Annotated in this window: 11 protein-coding genes and 1 pseudogene; 4 read left to right on the top strand and 8 right to left on the bottom strand. The window is 64.6% G+C overall.

The genetic code is table 11. From position 1 onward, the window contains the following. Window positions 1-19: 19 nt before the first annotated feature. Window positions 20-400 (bottom strand): hypothetical protein, encoded by a 381-nt coding sequence (locus tag DBV14_RS33385; RefSeq protein WP_185545990.1) that lies wholly within the window; start codon window positions 398-400, stop codon window positions 20-22. Window positions 401-586: 186 nt separating this feature from the next. Here DBV14_RS33385 and DBV14_RS10845 point away from each other — a divergent pair, with 186 nt between their 5' ends. Then, window positions 587-814 carry a hypothetical protein gene (locus tag DBV14_RS10845; protein WP_124459190.1) on the top strand — a complete coding sequence of 76 codons (228 nt, stop codon included), beginning with the start codon at window positions 587-589 and terminating at the stop codon, window positions 812-814. 318 nt (window positions 815-1,132) lie between these two features. Here the strand turns inward: DBV14_RS10845 and DBV14_RS34145 are convergent, their stop codons facing one another. After that, a complete protein-coding gene (locus tag DBV14_RS34145) occupies window positions 1,133-2,281 on the bottom strand; it encodes a YadA-like family protein (protein ID WP_311732773.1) in 1,149 nt (382 codons plus the stop codon). Between DBV14_RS34145 and DBV14_RS34140 the strand changes: the two genes are divergently transcribed. Further along, on the top strand, window positions 2,259-3,524 hold the full coding sequence (locus DBV14_RS34140) for a hypothetical protein (protein WP_311732774.1): 1,266 nt from the start codon (window positions 2,259-2,261) through the stop codon (window positions 3,522-3,524). The two genes, DBV14_RS34145 and DBV14_RS34140, sit on opposite strands and share 23 nt — an antisense overlap. A gap of 782 nt (window positions 3,525-4,306) precedes the next feature. Here DBV14_RS34140 and DBV14_RS34135 read toward each other — a convergent pair. Next, window positions 4,307-6,721 (bottom strand): annotated as a pseudogene (locus tag DBV14_RS34135) (ESPR-type extended signal peptide-containing protein); the annotation flags it as partial. Between the two features lie 757 nt (window positions 6,722-7,478). Between DBV14_RS34135 and DBV14_RS10835 the strand changes: the two are divergent. Next, the gene (locus tag DBV14_RS10835; protein WP_124459188.1) at window positions 7,479-9,389 is read left to right on the top strand and encodes a DUF2957 domain-containing protein; all 1,911 of its coding nucleotides are present in this window, start codon (window positions 7,479-7,481) and stop codon (window positions 9,387-9,389) included. 29 nt (window positions 9,390-9,418) lie between these two features. Here DBV14_RS10835 and DBV14_RS10830 read toward each other — a convergent pair whose 3' ends face one another. From DBV14_RS10830 to DBV14_RS10810, 5 genes are all read right to left on the bottom strand, one after another. Beyond that, entirely contained in the window at window positions 9,419-9,865 is a 447-nt protein-coding gene (locus DBV14_RS10830) for a universal stress protein (RefSeq protein WP_124459187.1), read from the bottom strand. Between the two features lie 133 nt (window positions 9,866-9,998). After that, complete coding sequence (locus DBV14_RS10825; protein ID WP_124459186.1) at window positions 9,999-10,952, bottom strand: hypothetical protein; 954 nt, start codon at window positions 10,950-10,952, stop codon at window positions 9,999-10,001. A gap of 152 nt (window positions 10,953-11,104) precedes the next feature. After that, window positions 11,105-14,185, bottom strand: a complete 3,081-nt coding sequence (locus DBV14_RS10820) for an efflux RND transporter permease subunit (protein ID WP_124459185.1) — start codon at window positions 14,183-14,185, stop codon at window positions 11,105-11,107. Window positions 14,186-14,195: 10 nt separating this feature from the next. Then, complete coding sequence (locus tag DBV14_RS10815; RefSeq protein ID WP_124459184.1) at window positions 14,196-15,416, bottom strand: efflux RND transporter periplasmic adaptor subunit; 1,221 nt, start codon at window positions 15,414-15,416, stop codon at window positions 14,196-14,198. 79 nt (window positions 15,417-15,495) lie between these two features. Continuing rightward, the gene (locus DBV14_RS10810) at window positions 15,496-17,010 is read right to left on the bottom strand and encodes an efflux transporter outer membrane subunit (RefSeq protein WP_311732770.1); all 1,515 of its coding nucleotides are present in this window, start codon (window positions 17,008-17,010) and stop codon (window positions 15,496-15,498) included. 352 nt (window positions 17,011-17,362) lie between these two features. On the opposite strand from DBV14_RS10810, the gene DBV14_RS10805 reads away from it, so the two are divergent. Beyond that, window positions 17,363-17,923, top strand: a complete 561-nt coding sequence (locus DBV14_RS10805; protein WP_124459182.1) for a fasciclin domain-containing protein — start codon at window positions 17,363-17,365, stop codon at window positions 17,921-17,923. Window positions 17,924-18,099: the final 176 nt, after the last annotated feature.

The following is an 18,099-nucleotide window of genomic DNA, read 5'->3' as shown; positions in this document are numbered from 1 at the left end:
TTCGCCGGTCACCACCGTCTCACGGCGTCCAGTCGCCTGATGGCCCCGGCTCGTCCGCGGAACGAAGGCGCAGGGCAGGCTTGGCCGCGCCCAGCGAGCGGCTTCCCGCGATGCCGTTGGCGAACCAGCGGAAGAAGTTCGACCTGCCGTCCCTGCTGGCCCGCACGAAGAGAAAGCCCGACTCCGCGATGCACTGCGTATCGACAGGAATTCCGGCGGCTCGCAGGGCTGCGATTTCGTCGTTGGAACTCATGTCGCTCGGCAGTTTCAAGGTGACAGTGGCCGAGTGAAAAACCCGTTTCCCCATTTTCCTTTTTCCGTTCTTTTTTGGGGACGAGTGAACATCGATCTCGCCGTGCGCGAGCCATCCCCGTGGAGTCATTTCGCTGGAAAGCGGCACCTTCCGGCATCCATGGCGCGGTGATACGCCTTTCGGACGCGGCGGGCGTAGGACAGCAGCCCCATGCGCGCCGGAATGCGTCCGATGGGGCGCCCCGCCAAGGGAAAGCCCCGAGCACATGGGCGGGCGCGCGGGTATTTACTTGGACCGCTGGCCGGACTGCTCTGAACTACGAAGGATCACCTGATGCCGATGGACTTTCTCAGGCGCATCGAGAACGCATCGTTTCCCTTGGCCGTGACCGACACGACCGACATTCACAACGTGGCGGTGCTGGCCGCGGCCGAACTGATCGAGGCGGTGCTTCCGCCGGCCACGGAAGACGCGGCGGACAACAAGCCCGCGATCGTCTTGCGCATCACGCCGATGGGGCGTTCGGAATTGAAGCGGTTGAACCGGGAGTCAACCGGGTAGCGCGTGGTGCTGCTTGCACTTCGAGCGGATCGCACGGGCTGCTGATCTGGCGCCCGTCGAACTTGACCCGGATGTGCGAATCGGTCGCGCCGGCAACCGTGCCGAACCGGCCGCCGCACATCACGCGGTTTCCTCTTTCGAAGCTCACGCCATAGCGTTCGCGAATGTCCCTGAGGCTCATGCAAATCACCTGTAAAAGTGGTGACTGATGGTCCCTCTTGGCGCTTGCGGATTGCGTCAGCCGCAATCCGTTGCGCCGCGTAGGAATTTTCAGGCGTTGCGGGAAGGAGGGCGCCTCGTGTCGGCGGTGTCGCGTCGCTACTCGAATTCGTAGCCCACGCCGACGCCGATGTTGAACCTCGTGCCGCTGTAGCCGCCGTTGACCTTGTAGATCCACTTGCCGTCGTTCGAGCGTGCGGAGTAGCCGACGGCGATGGCGCCGTAGCCTGAATAGTTGCCCACCCCCACCGACATCAGGTTCTTGCCCGGCGTCATGGCCTGGGGCAGGGTGCTCATGGCCGTGGCCATCGCCACGCCCGAGTAGGCAATGCGCTGTGTGATGCCGATCTGGCCTTGCAGCTGGCCCTGCACGCCCGTCAGCTGGCTCATGTTGACTGCGTCGGTCGGTGCAACGCCCGGCGCCACGTTGCTGATGCGCGTGCCGCCCGGTGCCTGGCCCGCGCCCAGCGTGATCTGGTTGTAGTTGATCGAGCCGTCGGGGTTGATCGCGTACTGCGCGCTGCTGGCCTTCGAGGCTGTGGACGCCGCCTTCAGCTGCGCCAGGTTGATCGCGTCGCCGTCGGCCGAGCCTGCCGCCACGCCCGTGATCTGGCGGTACTGGCCGTTGGCCGCATCGCCCACCGATACCGCAGCCTGCGTGCTGGTGGTCGCTGCAATGGCCGCCTGCTGGTCGGCTGTAGCGCTGCCCGGCACGTAGCCGGCCACGCCTGCCGCGCGCGAAGCCACGGAGCCCGAACCCAGTGCCACGCCGCCGCTTTGCTGCACCACCGCACCGAAGCCGATGGCCGTGCCCTTCGACACGTTCTTTGCCTGGCTCCGGTCGGTGCCGCCCGCATCGGCGTTGTTGCCGAAGGCCGCACCGCCGTTGCCGGCGCGGGCGCTGTCGCCAAAGGCCTGCGAGTCGTTCGCGAGCGCATTCGCGCCGACGGCGATGGCGTTGGGGCCGTTCGCCTGGGCACCGAAGCCGATGGCGATGGCACCGTCGGCCGTCGCCTTCGCACCGTTGCCGGCGGCGAAGGAGTTGGCACCGCTGGCCACCGACTTCGGCCCGATGGCCACAGCGTCCTGGCCGCTGGCAACGGCGTCGGCCGCTGTCGAGTTGGCGTGGAAGTACTTGGTGCCGGTGTTGTAGATGGTGTTGACCGATGTGCTCAGGCTGGTGACGTTGCCGTTGGTGGTGCTGAGGGCGGTGGACAGGCTGGTAATGCTGCTGGTCGCCGTGCTCAAGCCAGTAGACAAGCTGCCGATGCCGCTTGTGGCGGTGCTCAGACCGGTGGAGGTGGAGGTTGACAGGCTGGCAACGCTGCTGTTTGTGGTGCTCAAACCCGTGGACAGGCTGTCGATGTTGCTCGCGGCCGTGCTCAGGCCCGTGGACAGGCTGCCGATGCTGCTCGTGGCGGTGCTCAGACCGGTGGAGGTGGAAGTCGAGAGGCTGTCGATATTGCTCGTTGCGGTGCTCAAGCCGGTGGACAAGCTGCTGATGCCGCTGGTGGCCGTGCTCAGTCCGGTGGAGGTAGATGTAGACAGGCTGTCGATGCTGCTGCTCGTCGTGCTCAGGCCCGTGGACAGACTGCCGATGCCGCTGGTCGCTGTGCTGAGGCCAGTCGAGGTCGAAGTCGACAGGCTCGCAACGCTGCTGTTTGTCGTGCTCAGGCTGGTAGACAGGCTACCGATGCTGCTCGTCGCAGTGCTCAAGCCAGTGGACAAGCTGCTGATGCCGCTGGTGGCGGTGCTCAGTCCAGTGGAGGTCGATGTAGACAGGCTGTCGACGCTGCTGTTGGTCGTGCTCAAGCCCGTGGACAGACTGCCGATGCTGCTGGTTGCAGTGCTCAAACCAGTGGACAAACTGCCGATGCCACTGGTGGCGGTGCTCAGGCCGGTGGAGGTTGATGTAGACAGGCTGTCGATGCTGCTGTTCGTCGTACTCAGGCTCGTGGACAGGCTGCTGATGTTGCTTGTTGCCGTGCTCAAACCAGTGGACAAACTGCCGATGCCACTGGTGGCGGTACTCAGGCCGGTGGAGGTGGAGGTCGACAGGCTGGCAACGCTGCTGTTGGTCGTGCTCAAGCCCGTGGACAGGCTACCGAGGCTGCTGGTCGCTGTGCTGAGGCCGGTCGAGGTCAACGTTGACAGGCTCGCAACGCTGCTGTTCGTCGTGCTCAGGCTGGTAGACAGGCTACCGATGCCGCTCGTCGCGGTGCTCAAGCCAGTAGACAAGCTGCTGATGCCGCTGTTGGCTGTGCTCAGACCGGTAGAGGTCGATGTAGACAAGCTGTCGATGCTGCTGTTGGTCGTGCTCAGGCCCGTGGATAGGCTGCCGATATTGCTGGTGGCTGTGCTGAGGCCAGTCGAGGTCGAAGTCGACAGGCTCGCAGCGCTGCTGTTCGTCGTACTTAGGCCGGTGGAGAGGCTGTTGATGTTGCTTACGGCCGTGCTCAAGCCGGTGGAAGTCGAAGTAGACAGGCTGTAGATGCTGCTGTTGGTCGTGCTTAGGCCCGTGGACAGACTGCCGATGTTGCTGGTGGCAGTGCTGAGACCAGTAGAAGTCGAAGTCGACAAGCTCGCAACACTGCTGTTTGTCGTGCTCAGGCCGGTGGAGGTCGAAGTAGACAGACTGTCGATGCTGCTGTTGGTCGTGCTCAGGCCCGTGGACAGGCTGCCGATGCTGCTGGTTGCCGTGCTCAAACCAGTGGACAAACTGCCGATGCCACTGGTGGCGGTGCTCAGGCCGGTAGAGGTCGACGTCGACAGGCTCGCAACGCTGCTGTTCGTCGTGCTCAGGCCGGTAGACAGGCTGCTGATGCCGCTGTTGGCTGTGCTCAGGCCGGTCGAGGTGGAGGTCGACAGGCTGGCGACGCCGCTGTTCGTTGTGCTCAGGCTCGTGGACAGACTGTCGATGTTGCTGGTGGCAGTGCTCAGGCCAGTAGAAGTCGAAGTCGACAAGCTCGCAACGCTGCTGTCCGTCGTGCTCAAGCTTGTCGAGAGACTGTTGATGTTGCTTGTCGCAGTGCTTAGGCCAGTCGACAAACTACTGATGCCGCTGGCGGCCGTGCTCAAGCCGGTAGAGGTGGAGGTCGACAGGCTGTTGACGCTGCTGTTCGTCGTGCTCAGGCCCGTGGACAGGCTGCCGATGCTGCTCGTTGCAGTGCTCAGGCCGGTCGAGGTGGAAGTAGACAGGTTGCTGACGTTGCTGTCGGTGGTGCTCAGCCCGGTGGACAGGCTCGCGACGCTGCCGGAGATCGACGTCGACAGCGAGGTCAACTGCCCGAAGTTCACCGCATCGGTGGTATCCACGCCCGCTGCGACATTGGTGAGGATCACTGGCGTTGTCGAGCCCTTGCCGCCCAGGGTCACCTGTTTGTGGCTCGCGTCGTCGTACTGGACCGAGTTTGCAAGGCCCGTGGAGAGGCTACTGATGTTGCTGGTAGCGGTGCTGAGGCCAGTGGACAGGCTGCCGATGTTGCTGACCGCCGTGCTCAAACCAGTCGACAAACTGCCAATGCCGCTGGCGGCAGTGCTCAGGCCGGTAGACAAACTTTCGATATTGCTCGTCGCGGTGCTCAGACCTGTCGAGGTCGAAGTGGACAGACTCGCGACACTGCTGTTCGTTGTGCTCAAGCCAGTCGACAAACTGCCGATGCCGCTGGTGGCGGTACTCAGTCCGGTAGACGTGGAGGTCGACAAGCTCTCGAGATTGCTGTTAGTCGTACTCAGGGTTGTGGACAAACTGCCAATGCCGCTGGTGGCGGTGCTCAGACCGGTAGACAAGCTACCGATATTGCTGTTTGCAGTGCTAAGCCCCGTCGACGTGGAGGTCGACAGGCTTGCGAGGTTGCTGTCGGTGGTGCTCAGGCCCGTAGACAGGCTTCCGATGTTGCTCGTTGCAGTGCTCAAGCCAATCGACAAACTACCGATATTGCTTGTCGCCGTGCTCAGTCCCGTAGACGTGGAGGTCGATAGGCTGGCGATGCTGCTGGTCGCGGTGCTCAGACCGGTTGAGGTCGAAGTCGACAGCGACGTCAACTGTCCGAAGTTCACCGCGTCGGTTGGGTCCACACCGTCGGCCACGTTGGCAAGGCTTACCGGCTTTGCCGAGCCCTTGCCCCCCAGCGTCACCTTCGTGTGACCCTCGTCGTCGTATTGCACCGAGTGGGCGAGTCCGGTTGACAGGCTGCCGATATTGCTGGCGGCGGTGCTAAGGCCTGTCGATAGGCTGCCAATGCTGCTTGTCGCCGTGCTCAAGCCGGTGGATGTCGAAGTCGACAAGCTGACGACGCTGCTGTTGGTCGTGCTCAGGCCCGTGGACAGGCTGCCGATGTTGCTCGTCGCAGTGCTCAGGCCCGTGGACAGGCTGCCGATGTTGCTCGTCGCAGTGCTCAAACCAGTGGACAGGCTGCCGATGTTGCTCGTCGCAGTGCTCAGGCCAGTGGACAAGCTACCGATGTTGCTCGTCGCCGTGCTCAGGCCAGTGGACAGGCTACCGATGTTGCTCGTCGCAGTGCTCAGGCCAGTGGACAAGCTACCGATGTTGCTTTTCGCGGTGCTCAGGCCAGTGGACAAGCTACCGATGTTGCTCGTCGCAGTGCTCAAACCAGTGGACAGGCTACCGATATTGCTTGTCGCAGTGCTCAGCCCAGTAGACAGGCTACCGATGTTGCTTTTCGCGGTGCTCAGGCTCGTCGACAAGCTCCCGATGTTGCTCGTCACCGTACTCACCACGGAATACAACTGGCTGCCATTGATGGCGTCGGTGCTGTTTGCACCCACCAGGCCCGTTGCGACATTCTGGATCCGGCGCTCTGTGCCAGATCCGCCCACGCTCACCACCCCCGCCGACGAATTGGCGCCGGCGAAGCCCGTGAAGGTGGTGGCGCCGACAACGATGTTGTCGACGGAGCCAGTGCCGCCGGTGGCCGGCGATGCCGCGCCGGTAGTGGTCGCGTTTGCACCCAGCGCAACCGATCCAGCTACGTTGACATTGGCCTGGAGGCCTATCGCAATGCCGGAAGTGGCCGCTGTCGAAACGCTGGACTGCCCACCGATTGCGATGGCGTCGGTCGCTGCAGCCGAGGCTCCGCTGTTGGCTGTTGCGGCATTACCTCCCAGCGCAATTGCCCGGAGACCGGAAGCCGATGTGTTGCTGCCGATGGCGACGGTGTCCGACAACGTGGCTTTGGCACCGATGCCCATGGCCGTGCTGTTTGCCCCTGAAGCGCTGGTTGTGGAGTCGCCTACCTGAAAATGGTTGGCGAAGACAGTCGTGGTGGAGTTCGTGTAGCCCGAGTCGCCCAGCGTGACATTCGCGGCATTGCCGATGTCCGCACTACCAACAAAATAATTTCTGACCGTCTGCCCTTCTGTGCCTCCACCTCGCAAGACCAACGTCTCCCAACCCCCATTGCTGTCCTGGTTGGCCGTCAGCGTCAAGCCTGTCCCAGTGCCGCAGTACTCACTGACTCCCAGTGGATTCTTGATGTTCCCTTTGGCCGGAGTGGTTGAGCAATCCCACGCAAGAGCAGCAGGCGACGCGAAAGTGCCAAACAACGACGCGACAGCCATCGCCAGAATGGTCCGGGAAGATTTCTTGCGGCGCGCCGAGCCGAGTTCGGATACCGCAATCCAGCTGTCAAGCGCTTCGCTCCAAATGACACGGCAGATCTTGTTCATCTGGCGGCGCCTTTCGAAGAGCCATTGGCGGAACTCGAGATTGGCGCTGGAAAGACGGCGTGAGCCGACTGCTTTTCGGAGAAGAGGGCGATATACAGGCTCTTGAAATGAGAGAAAACCTCGGCCAGAGATTTTTTATATTCGTGCATTGAATTTCCAATAAAAACCAACCGACCCGAAGTCGGTGGAAGTTCAAGCTCGCTGCCGAGATTCACTGCTATTCCCGGAGCCTCGAAGATCGATGTTCGGGAATTCAAGTGTTCAATCGATTTTCATGAAGCTGCGCTGACGAATGCTTCGTTGAAGGTGATTTAGAAATTGAATTTATTTACTGCTAAATAAATTAATGAATTTCTTTTTTCTTCGATAGGGTGGTGGAAAACCAATCGACGGAGTACGCGGGCTGAAATCAGCGCCGAAATGTACGTTGGTTTCAAAGGAAACGTCCCGCTTTGAACTTCAATATGACAAGAGTTCACACTTGTTGTGTATTAGTTCTCGCGGTATTTTTCTGGTTGGAAATTATCATTACGATGATTAACTATTAAGGCAATTTAAAGATATCGGGCGTGATTGATCCGGTAGCGACTGCCGGTTGTTCACGCCATGTCGTTCATGAATGCTCCCGGGCTGCGTAGCACGCGCGGCCCGAAGCTGCAATGGACTTAGGGCGGATGCGGTGCGCACAGGGCATTCATAGGATCGCTGCTCACGCTTTCCAAGCGCCGGCCCACCGACAAGTCCCATCGAAACCTCAATGCCCGTTTTCTTCCTGCGCAGCCGTTCCCGGCCGTACGCCGCCGCACCTGCCGACGTTCGCGCCGTCTGGCACGAACGGTTCGCGACGCTGGCCACCGCCGTCACCATCGGCGCCGTGCTCGTGGGATGCGGAGGCAGTGGAGGCAGCGGCGGCGTTCCCTTTCTTCCGGCCCCGCCTCCAGCAACTCCGGAAACTCCCGCCCCGCTCCCGCACGCGGCGAACAGGGCAGTGGGCGGCACCGTCACCGGGCTGAAAGGCAGCGGCCTCGTGCTGCAGAACAACGCGGGCGACGACCTCGCCGTGGCCGGCGACGGCCCCATCCGCTTCGCCACGCCCCTGGCCGATGGCGCGGCCTACGCCGTCACGGTAAAGACCGCGCCGGCGGCCCCGTCGCAACGCTGCGTTGTCGGCAATGCAACCGGCACGGTGAACGGCGCGGCCATCGACAACGTGCAGGTGGTGTGCTCGGACGTGGTGGCGGCCAGCCTGTGCCCCGACGTGCTCGACCCCGCAATCACCTACACCGGCGGCGCCGCCAGCGGCGAATACGTGAAGGTGAAGTTCGATTCGGCGGCCATGAAGTACGAGATGACCTTCGTCGAATCCCCGGTGCCCACTTCGAGCGGGCAGCGCAACGACACACGCGCCGGCCTGACGATCAGCGGCGACTTCGAACACCCCACCGGCACCGCGCTGGCCATGCCTTCGGTCAGGCAGGACCGCTGCGCCATCGTGCTGAAGAATGGCGGGACCCCGGGCGGCATGTACACCGTGGCGATCAATCCGCAGGCGCCGCCGGTGCTGTTCGTAGGGCACGGGCTGGTCGTCGGCGGTATTCCGGGCGCGACGGTCCAACACGATGGGCTCGAGTTCAGCGGGGGACTTTTCCTTGCCGCCGTGCCGCCGCGAACCTTCGACTCGTACCCGTTCATCGGCTTCAGCCACACCGTGACCGACTTCACGCAAGTGGCGGGCACCTACAACGAGCTTGGCTTTCGCGTCACGCCGGAAGGCACGCCTTCGCAAAGCGACTCTGGCGCGCATTGGTTCGGCTGGGAACCCCAGGCAATACAGGCCAGCCAGACCTTCAATGCCGACGGCAGCTGCACCCCCGACGCATCGCAGTACTCATGCTTTTCGACCGGCGCGCCGTGGAAGCTGCGACGCAATGCCGATGGTTCGCCAGACGGTGTGTTCACCAGCGGTGCGAATCCCGACCTGAGGTATCCGGCGGTCGGCGTCGAGGTGTTCCAGTTCCTCGTGCGCCCCAGCCTGGCGCACGGCATCATGATCGTGGGCAAGGTGGGCGACCAGCTTGTCCCGGTGATCGTTCGCGTCGGCCATATCAACGATGGCCAGGGCATCGTTCTTGCGCACATGGTCGACGACCAGGCCGGCTTTTCGTTGCTCGCACCCGCCACGAACATCACGCAGGCGGTGCTCGCGGGCCGCTACGTGGGCACGAACAGCGCGTCGGTTTGCGGGGTGGTCATGTCGCCCGGGCAGAGCTCCCGGTCATCGCCGGTCAACGGGCAAATGATCTTCCCTTCGGCTGGGGCCTGCACCGACGGGAGCGCGTCGAGCGATGCCGCCGTCAACAACGGCGCCATGTCGTTCCAGGGCGGATCGGCCACGCTGCTGAACCCGTTCACGTCGGCGCCGTCGTCCGACCTGGCGCTCGACTTCACCCAGGCGCGGCCCGGCCTGGTGAGCGTGACGGCGAACAGGAGTTTCCTGTCGGGCGGCACACCCGTCTTCAAGGCCGGCGACACGGGCGTGATGGTGAAGGTCGGACCGGTGTACGGCCTGCTGATGAACGGCGTGAACCAGCAGTTCACCACCTACGACCCCGTGAACAACGTGAGCAAGGTGAATCCGTTCCTGTCGATCGGCTTCTTCGCGGAGTAGCGGCACGCAATGCCGCGAGCCGTGTCTTTCTAGCGAAGCACCAGCACCGGAATGTGCGAGTGCGTGAGCACGTGCAGCGTCTCGCTGCCCATCAGCAGGCGCGCGAGGCTGCGCCGTCCGTGCGAAGCCATCACGATCAGGTCGCACTGCTGGGTCTTGGCGGTGGTGATGATGGCCTCGGCCACCTGGTTCGATTTCATGACGATGGCCTGCGCGCTGCGAACCCCCTTGGCAAGCGCTGCCGCCTTGACCGCATCGACCATGCGCTGCGCGGCCACATCGGCCTGCTGCTGCGTGGCTTCGGCATCGCGCTGGCTCAGCACCATCGAGCCTTCGAAGTAGCCATAGGGCTGGATGTGCACCACGGTGACGCTCACCAGTTCGGCCCCGGTCAGCAGCGAGAGGTCGATGGCGGCCGTCACGGCTTGTTCCGACAGCGCGGAGCCATCGGTCGCGACGAGAACACGCTTGTACATGGCAGGCTCCTTGGCCCCCGGCACCGCGGGTGCCCTCGCATCCAGTCTAGGCGAGGGGTTCGGGCGCTACAAGAAAACGCAGTGGGTTGCGGCCTCTAATCCGGGGCCGCGTGGTACCGCCCGCGCGACCGACTTAAAGCGCGTTCAGGCAGCGGGCGTAGGCAGTCGTCACTGTTCTCCCGCTGTAGATCGTCGCAAGCTTGGCCGGGCTGTGCCTGGCATTGCGGATGATGGCAACCAGATCCTCCAGCGTGCCGACGAAGATCGCAGGCGTTCCCAGGCCCAGCAGCGTTGGAAAGAACTGCCGCCAGGTCGGGTCGATGATGATGTCGTTGTTGTCCAGGGCGTAGCGGTGGGTGTCGTTCGAGTTTCTTTCGACACGGGCAGGGCCAATCGTGTAGGTCGTGTCCGGGCGCGTGTAGAAGTCGATGTCGCCGCGGATGTTGGCGGGGTCCGTGGCCCAGGCCGCGGCACTGAAGCAGGCGGCGCCCCCGGTAAAGTCGCGGCCCGGCCGCAGGCCGTAGGCATCGAGGATTCGCCCGTTCGCTTCGTTCATCGAGTCGTTGTGCCGGGCCGCGCTTCCCGGACCCGACAGCTCTTCGATCAGCGATTTCCGCAGTCGCTGGACGGTTGCGCCGTTTTCACCGAATCCGCCCGGGATCCTGTCGGGCCCGGTTGCGACGAATTGCTGGCGCATGAGCCACTGGTCCCGGTCGTAGACCACATGGGTGCGCAGGGTGGTGACGATCTCTTCAAGCATCTCCATGGCGTCGTGGCGAAGGCTGGTGTCTGCCTTGTGGCCGCGCCTTGTTTTCCAGGCCGCGATGGTGGCGGCGATGCGCTTGATCGCGCTGGCGCGGCTGCCCCGCGCCACGTGCGGCAGGTGGTAGTTCGTGAGTTCGGTGTCGATGGCCAGCAGCTCGGGGTTCGACTTCACGCCCCTGGCGCCCACCTTGGCCGAGGTTGCCTTCTGCCATTCGTGCAGCGTCGGCATGGTGTCGAACAGGTAGTAGAGGTCGTTGTCCGGCGTCCGCTTCTCGAGGCGCAACCTTCGTAGCTTGTTGTCGATGGCGGTGGTGTCAACCATGGCAGATCGGCGTCCTGGTGGGTGAAGAGGGAAGAGGGGGCGGAAATCGGCTGCGCGGGATTGAACACAAAAAAAAGCCCGCTGTCCATTCGACAGCGGGCCTTCCTGAATTTGCGCAAGAGCGCTTTCATGCGCTCGTGCATTGCCTCCGGTCAGGCTTCCGGTGCCACCTTCCCGGGCAGCGCCGGAACGGCGTCGCCGGCTTCGGCTTCTTCTTCTTTCTCGTGGCGCGCCGCAATGAACAGGTACATGGCCGGCACCACGAACAGCGTGAACAGCGTGCCGATCGACAGGCCGCTGAAAATCACGATGCCCATGGCCTGGCGGCCGGCGGCACCGGCGCCCGACGCAATGACCAGTGGCAGCACGCCGAACACCATGGCCGCCGTCGTCATGAGGATGGGGCGCAGCCGCGTGCCCGCTGCCTCGACGATGGCGTCGAGCTTGCTCAGGCCCTGCTTCTGCAGGCGGTTGGCCACTTCGACGATCAGGATGCCGTGCTTGCTGATGAGGCCCATCAGCGTGACCAGCCCCACCTGCGTGTAGATGTTCATCGAGGCAAAGCCCCAGAAGATGAAGATCATGGCGCCGAACAGGGCGAGCGGCACCGACACCAGAATGACCACCGGGTCGCGGAAGCTTTCGAACTGCGCCGCCAGCGCCAGGAACACGATGATCAGCGCGAACACGAAGGTAATGGCGAAGTTGCCCGACTCCTGCACGAACTGGCGCGACTGGCCCGAGTAGTCCACTGTGTAGCCGCTGGGCGCCAGCTCCTTCACCACGCCGCGCAGGTACTCGAGCGTTTCGCCCTGCGTGCCGCTGGGCACGCCCTGGATGGTCACCGAGTTGAGCTGCTGGAAGTGGTTCACCGTCTCGGGCTGCACGCTGTACTTCAGGCTCGCGACGGTGCTCGCCGGCACCACGCCGTTGGGCGTCTTGATGTAGAAGTTCAGCACGTCCGAAGGGTTCAGCCGGTCGACCTGCTGCACCTGTGGAATCACCTTGTAGGAGCGGCCCGAGATCGAAAAATAATTGACGTAGCCGCCGCCGAGCGCCGCGCCCAGCGCGTTGCCCACGTCCTGCTGCGTGATGCCGAGCGACGCGATCTTGTCGCGGTCGACCACCACGGTGGCCTGCGGCAGGTCGATCTTCAGGTCGGCATCGATGTAGTAGAACTTTCCGTCGGCGCGCGCCTTGTCCATGATCTGCTGCGCGAGCGTGTTCAGGTTGGCGAACGGCTCCGTGGTCTTGATGATGAACTGCACCGGCAGCCCCGAAGCGCCCGGCAGCGCGGGGAACTGGAAGGCCACGACCTTCGCGCCGGCAATGCCGTTCCAGCGCTTTTGCAGGTCGGTCTGGATGTCGTGCGCACTGCGCGTGCGCTCGTCCCAGGGCTTGAGCAGCACGCCGGCAATGCCCGCGTTGGTGCTGGGCACGCCGGTCAGCTGGAACAGTTGCGCGTACTCGGGCGTGTCGTGCGCCACCTTGAAGATCTGGTCGGCGTAGGTCTGCATCTGCGTGATGGTGGCCGTGGGCGCGCCCACCACCTGCGACAGCACGATGCCCTGGTCTTCTTCGGGGGCGAGTTCGGACTTCGACATCTTGAACATCACGAACAGCAGCCCGATGAGGATGACCCCCATGACGATCATCACCGGCCAGGTCTTGAGCACGCCGCGCAAAATGAGCTGGTAGCGGTGGTGCACGCGCTCGAAGGTGTGCTCGATGAAGGTCGCGAACTTGCCGGTGTCCTGCTCGGGCTTGAAGATGCGCGAGCACATCATGGGCGACAGCGTGAGCGCCACCACGCCCGACACCACCACCGCGCCCGCGAGCGTGAAGGCGAATTCGGTGAACAGCGAGCCCGTGAGCCCGCCCTGGAAGCCGATGGGCACGTACACCGCCACCAGCACCACGGTCATGGCCAGGATGGGCCCGCCAAGCTCGCGTGCCGCCATCAGCGAGGCCTGCAACGGTGTCTTGCCCTCGCGCATGTGCCGGTCGACGTTCTCGACCACGATGATCGCGTCGTCCACCACCAGCCCGATCGCCAGCACCAGCGCCAGCAGCGTGAGCAGGTTGATGGAATAGCCCAGCACCAGCATCACGAAGAAGGTGCCGATCAAAGACAGGGGCATGGCAATCACCGGCACCAGCACCGCGCGGAAGCTGCCCAGGAACAGGTAGATGACCACGGTAACGATCACCAGCGCCTCGACCAGCGTCTTGATCACTTCGCTGATCGACGTGTTGATGAAGTCGGTGGAGTCGTAGACGATCTTGCCGGTCAGCCCGCTGGGCAGTTGTGCCTGCAGTTCGGGGAAGGTGGTGCGCACCTGCTTGGCCACTTCGAGGATGTTGGCCTCGGGCGCGACCTTGATGCCGATGAACACCGAGCGCACGCCGTTGAAGGCCACGTTGAAGTCGTAGTTCTCGGAGCCCAGCGTGACGTTGGCCACGTCTTGCAGCCGCACGATGGCGCCGTTGCTGCTCTTGACCGACAGCTGCTTGAACTCGTCCACGCTGTGCAGCGAGGTGCCGGCCGTCAGCGGCACGGTAACCATCTGCCCCTTACTGGCGCCCACGGCGGCAAGGTAGTTGTTGGCCGCCAGCGCGGCGCTCACGTCGGTGGCGGTCACGCCGAAGGCGGCCATTTTTTGCGCGTCGAGCCAGGCGCGCAGGGCGAAGGTTCGCGCGCCCAGGATTTCGGCGGTCTGCACGCCCGGAATGGCGTTGAGCTTGGGCTGCACCACGCGCACCAGGAAGTCGGTCACGTTGTTGTTGGGCAGCGTGTCGCTGTAGAAGCCGATGTACATGGCATCGGTGGTCTGGCCCGTGGCCACGGTGAGCACCGGCTGCTGTGCCTGCGGCGGCAGCTGGTTGCGCACCGAGTTGACCTGCGTGTTGATCTCGGTCAGCGCGCGGTTCGAGTCGTAGTTCAGCCGCAGCGTGGCGGTGATGGTCGATACGCCCAGGCTGCTCGACGAAGACAGGTAGTCGATGCCCTGTGCCTGCGACACGGCGGCTTCGAGCGGCTGCGTGATGAAGCCCGCGACCGTGGCCGCGTCGGCGCCGTAGTAGGCGGTGCTGATGGTGACCACGCCGTTCTCGGTCTTGGGGTACTGGTTGACCGGCAAGCCGGACAACGCGCGCAACCCCAGCACCACGATCAGCAGGCTCACCACCATCGCCAGCACGGGCCGGCGGATGAAGATGTCGGTGAAGTTCATGCGGTGGGCCTCACTTTTCCTGCGGCGTCGGGTTCGGGCTGTTGGCCGGCTGCACGGTGTTGTCGACCGTGACCGGCGTGCCGTTCTTCAGCTTGTTCTGCCCGCTGCTCACCACCACCTGGCCGGCTTCCAGGCCCTTGACGATGGCAATCTGGTCGCCGCGCGTGGGGCCGGTCTCGATGAAGATCTGCTGCGCGACGAGTTGCTGTCCGCTCGGCGCATTGGCCGGGGCCGCGGGGGCGGCCGGTGCGCCGGCCTTGGCGGGAGCACCTGCCGCACCGGCCGCACCTGTGGCTGCAGGCGCGGTGGCGGCCTTGAACGCATCGGCCGTCTTCACAACGAACACCGTCGAGCCATATGGGTTGTAGGTGACGGCGGTCGAGGGCAAGGTCAGTTGCTCCTGCGCGCCGCCGATGTCGATCTTCACCGTGGCGAACATGCCCGGCAGCAGTTGCTGCTTGGGGTTGGAAATGGTCGCCTCGACCTGCACGTTGCGCGTGGCCGCATCGACCTTCGGGCTGATCGCGTTGATCTTGCCGGTGAAGGCCTGGCCAGGAAAAGTGTCGACGGCAAGGTTCACCACCTGGCCGACCTCCAGGCCCGACAGCTGCTGCTGCGGCAGCGTGAAGTCGGCATAGATCGGGTCGAGCGTCTGCAGCGTGACCAGCTTGTCGCCGGCGTTCACGTACTGGCCCGGATTCAGCGCCGTGATGCCGAGGCGGCCCGAGAAGGGCGCGCGGATCGACTTCTTGGCCACCACCGCGGCCTGCTGCTCGACCTGCGCGCGCTTGGCCTTCAGGTCGTTCACGTCGGCGTCGATCTGCGCCTGGCTCACGGCCTGCACCGCCAGCTGCGCCTGGTCGCGCTTGAGCACAGTGGCGGCCTGCGCGGCGGCGGCTTCGGCCGCATGCAGCAGGGCGATGTCCGAGTCGGCGTTCAGCTCGACCAGCAGCGCGCCGGCCTTCACGTCCTGCCCGGACTTGAAGTGCACCTTGCGCACCAGCCCGGCCACTTCGGTGGCCAGGTCGGCGCCGCGCACGGGGTTCAGCGTGCCGACCGCGGCGAACTGCGACTGCCACTGCAGCTTCTGCACTTCGACCGTCGACACGGTCTGCGGGGCGGGCTTGGGCACGGCGGCAATCAACGCGCGGATCTGCAGGAACTTGCCAAGCGCCAGCGCGGCGACCAGCAGCAGCACGCAGCCGATCATGATGATCATTCTCCGGGTCATGGGTAGGCTTCTCTTCGAGTTATGGATGAAGGGGTGGGGTGCGTCGGCAGGGCGGTGTGGTGCCGGCGCGGGGAGACGTTCAGTTGCGCGCCGGCGCGCCTGCGGAAGCGGGGGCTTCGGCCGCGGGAGCGATCACCGCGTTGGCCAGTTCGCCGCGGTTCCACCAGCCGCCACCCAGCGCCTGGAACAGCGCGGCCGTGTCGGCATAGCGCGCGGCCTGGGCCTGAACCAGCGCGGTGTGCGTCTGCAGCCAGGCCTGTTGCGCCGTGAGCAGCGTCACGTAGCTCACGGCACCGGCACGGAACTGCGCCGTGGTCAGGTCGAGCGACTGCCGGGCCAGCACTTCGGCATTGGCCTGGTTCTGCAGCGCGGTGGCGTCGGACTCGAGCGCGCGCAGGGCGTCGGCCACGTTCTGGAAGGCGCCGAGCACGGTGCTGCGGTATTGCGCAGCGGCCGCGTCGTAGGCCGCGACCGCGGCGCGTTGCTGCGCCCGCAGCGCGCCGCCGTGGAACAGCGGCTGTGCCAGCCCGGCGCCCACGCTCCACAGGGTGGTGGGGCCGGTGAACAGGTCACGCGCGCGCAGGGAGTTGTTGCCGTAGCTGGCGGTCAGCTGGAACTGCGGATAGAGGTTGGCGGTGGCCACGCCGATGGCCGCGCTGGCCTGGTGCAGCTGCGCTTCGCTGGCGCGCACGTCGGGCCGCTGGCGGGCCAGTTCGGAAGGCAGCGAGAGCGGCAACGCCTGCGGCAGCGTGAGGCTGGCCAGTTCGAATTCGGGCAGGCCCGCTTCGGACGGCAGCCGGCCCGCGAACACCGCGAGCTGGTGCCTTGTTTGCGCCAGTGCCTTCTCGATGGGCGGCAGCGTGGCCAGGGTCTGCGCGACCTGCGTGCGCTGCTGCAGCACGATCGACTTCGGAATGGCGCCGGTGTCGAACTGCTTTTCGATCACGCCCAGTTGCTCGCGCTGCGCCTGCAGCACTTCGCGCACGGCCTGCAGTTGCGCGCGCAGCGAGGCTTCGCGGATGGCCGTGGTCACGAGGTTGCCGGTGAGCGTGAGGTAAACGGCTTCGAGCTGGTAGCGCTGCGTGTCGACCGCCGCCTGCGCGCCTTCGAGCTGGCGGCGCGTGCCGCCGAACACGTCGGGGTTGTAGCTGACGTTGACCGATGCGTTGTACAGCGTGAGCAGTTGTCCGCCCGCCGTCTTGGTGGTGATTTCGGAGGCGCGTTGCCGTTGCACGCCGAGCTGGGCATCGACCTTCGGCCACAGCAGGTTGCCCGACGTGGCTTCGTAGCTGGCCTCGGCCTCGCGCAGTGCGGCCTGGGCCGAAGCGAGCGTGGGGCTCTGCGCAAGCGAGGCGCGCACCAGCTGGTCGAGCGGCTCGGAGCGAAACACTTCCCACCACTGCGCGGGAATGTCGCGGCCCGCCAGCAGCTCTTGCGACTGGCCGCCCGGCACGTTGGCCTGCGCGGTGCGCGCGGGCATGGGAGCGGGCGTGTCGGGCGTGTAGCTGGCGCCCTGGGCGGCGGCGGGCAGGCCGGGCGTCTTGAAGTCGGGGCCGACCGCACAGGCGCTCAGGAGCAGGGCGGCGCCAAGCACGGCACCTTGGGCAGGCCACCCCAGCCGGCGGCGCGCGGGAACCGCACGCAGTGAACCGGGGTGATCCTCCAACGCATTGTTTTCTTGATTTGGCATGGGGGAGCGTTTGTACACCCGGAAAGGCCGGGGCACCTGACTTTCCTGAAATGTCGCAGCCTGCCCGTTTCAACGCAATCCCGGTGCGACGAAATTGGTACTACACGGCGCGAAAAGCAGGGGCGCGGCGTGAAGTGCGGCACCCCGAACTCTGCTTTTCTTTTTCGCCGGATCGAATCTGTTGTGCGCGCAGCCCCGTATGGATGACAGCCGCCGCGATTTCACGGCGGTCCAACCACACAGGAGCCTCTCCATCATGCAAAGCAGATTCCACCGCCTCGCCTCCGTCACGCTGGCCATCGCGATTTCCGCCGGGGCCGTCTCGGCCATGGCCGCTTCCGTCATGGTGGGCGGCGCGCCGATGCTGCCGACCAAGGACATCATCGACAACGCCGTCAACTCCAAGGACCACACCACGCTGGTGGCGGCAGTCAAGGCCGCGGGCCTGGTCGATACGCTGAAGGGCCCGGGTCCGTTCACGGTGTTCGCGCCGACCAATGCCGCCTTTGCCGCGCTGCCCGCCGGCACCGTCGACACGCTGCTCAAGCCCGAGAGCAAGGATGCGCTGACCGGCGTGCTGACGTACCACGTGGTGGCCGGCAAGCTCGATGCGGCTGCGCTGAAGAAAGAGATCAAGGCAGGCAAGGGCTCGGCCGACCTGAAGACCGTGGCCGGCGGCGTGCTGGTTGCCAAGGAGAAGGGCGGCAAGATCACGCTGACCGACGAAAAGGGCGGCACCGCGACAGTGACCATTGCCAACGTCTACCAGTCGAACGGCGTGATCCACGTGGTCGACAAGGTCCTGCTGCCCAAGTAAGCGGGACGGGCTTCGGCTCGTTCGTGGAACACCGAGGAACCGGCTTTGCCGGGCCTAAGGTGTTGCCCCCGGTAGGGGGTTGGAGAAGCGACACGAAGTGCGCGAAGCCTGGGGGCGAGCAACAAGCTAAAAAAAACAGCCCGCACGGGGCGGGCTGGAAGGTGACCTGCTGGAGG

The sequence above is a fragment of the Variovorax sp. KBW07 genome, assembly GCF_003852515.1.
GTDB lineage: Bacteria > Pseudomonadota > Gammaproteobacteria > Burkholderiales > Burkholderiaceae_C > Variovorax.
Note: the sequence above shows the minus strand (reverse complement) of the source record. Positions and strands in the feature narration are given on the sequence as shown.

Bases quoted from the DNA above. Each gene is read 5' to 3' on its own strand.
- DBV14_RS10845 (WP_124459190.1), top strand. From the start codon at position 587: ATGCCGATGGACTTTCTCAGGCGCATCGAGAACGCATCGTTTCCCTTG.
- DBV14_RS34140 (WP_311732774.1), top strand. From the start codon at position 2,259: ATGCTGCTGGTCGCCGTGCTCAAGCCAGTAGACAAGCTGCCGATGCCG.
- DBV14_RS10835 (WP_124459188.1), top strand. From the start codon at position 7,479: ATGCCCGTTTTCTTCCTGCGCAGCCGTTCCCGGCCGTACGCCGCCGCA.
- DBV14_RS10830 (WP_124459187.1), bottom strand. From the start codon at position 9,865: ATGTACAAGCGTGTTCTCGTCGCGACCGATGGCTCCGCGCTGTCGGAA.
- DBV14_RS10825 (WP_124459186.1), bottom strand. From the start codon at position 10,952: ATGGTTGACACCACCGCCATCGACAACAAGCTACGAAGGTTGCGCCTC.
- DBV14_RS10820 (WP_124459185.1), bottom strand. From the start codon at position 14,185: ATGAACTTCACCGACATCTTCATCCGCCGGCCCGTGCTGGCGATGGTG.
- DBV14_RS10815 (WP_124459184.1), bottom strand. From the start codon at position 15,416: ATGACCCGGAGAATGATCATCATGATCGGCTGCGTGCTGCTGCTGGTC.
- DBV14_RS10805 (WP_124459182.1), top strand. From the start codon at position 17,363: ATGCAAAGCAGATTCCACCGCCTCGCCTCCGTCACGCTGGCCATCGCG.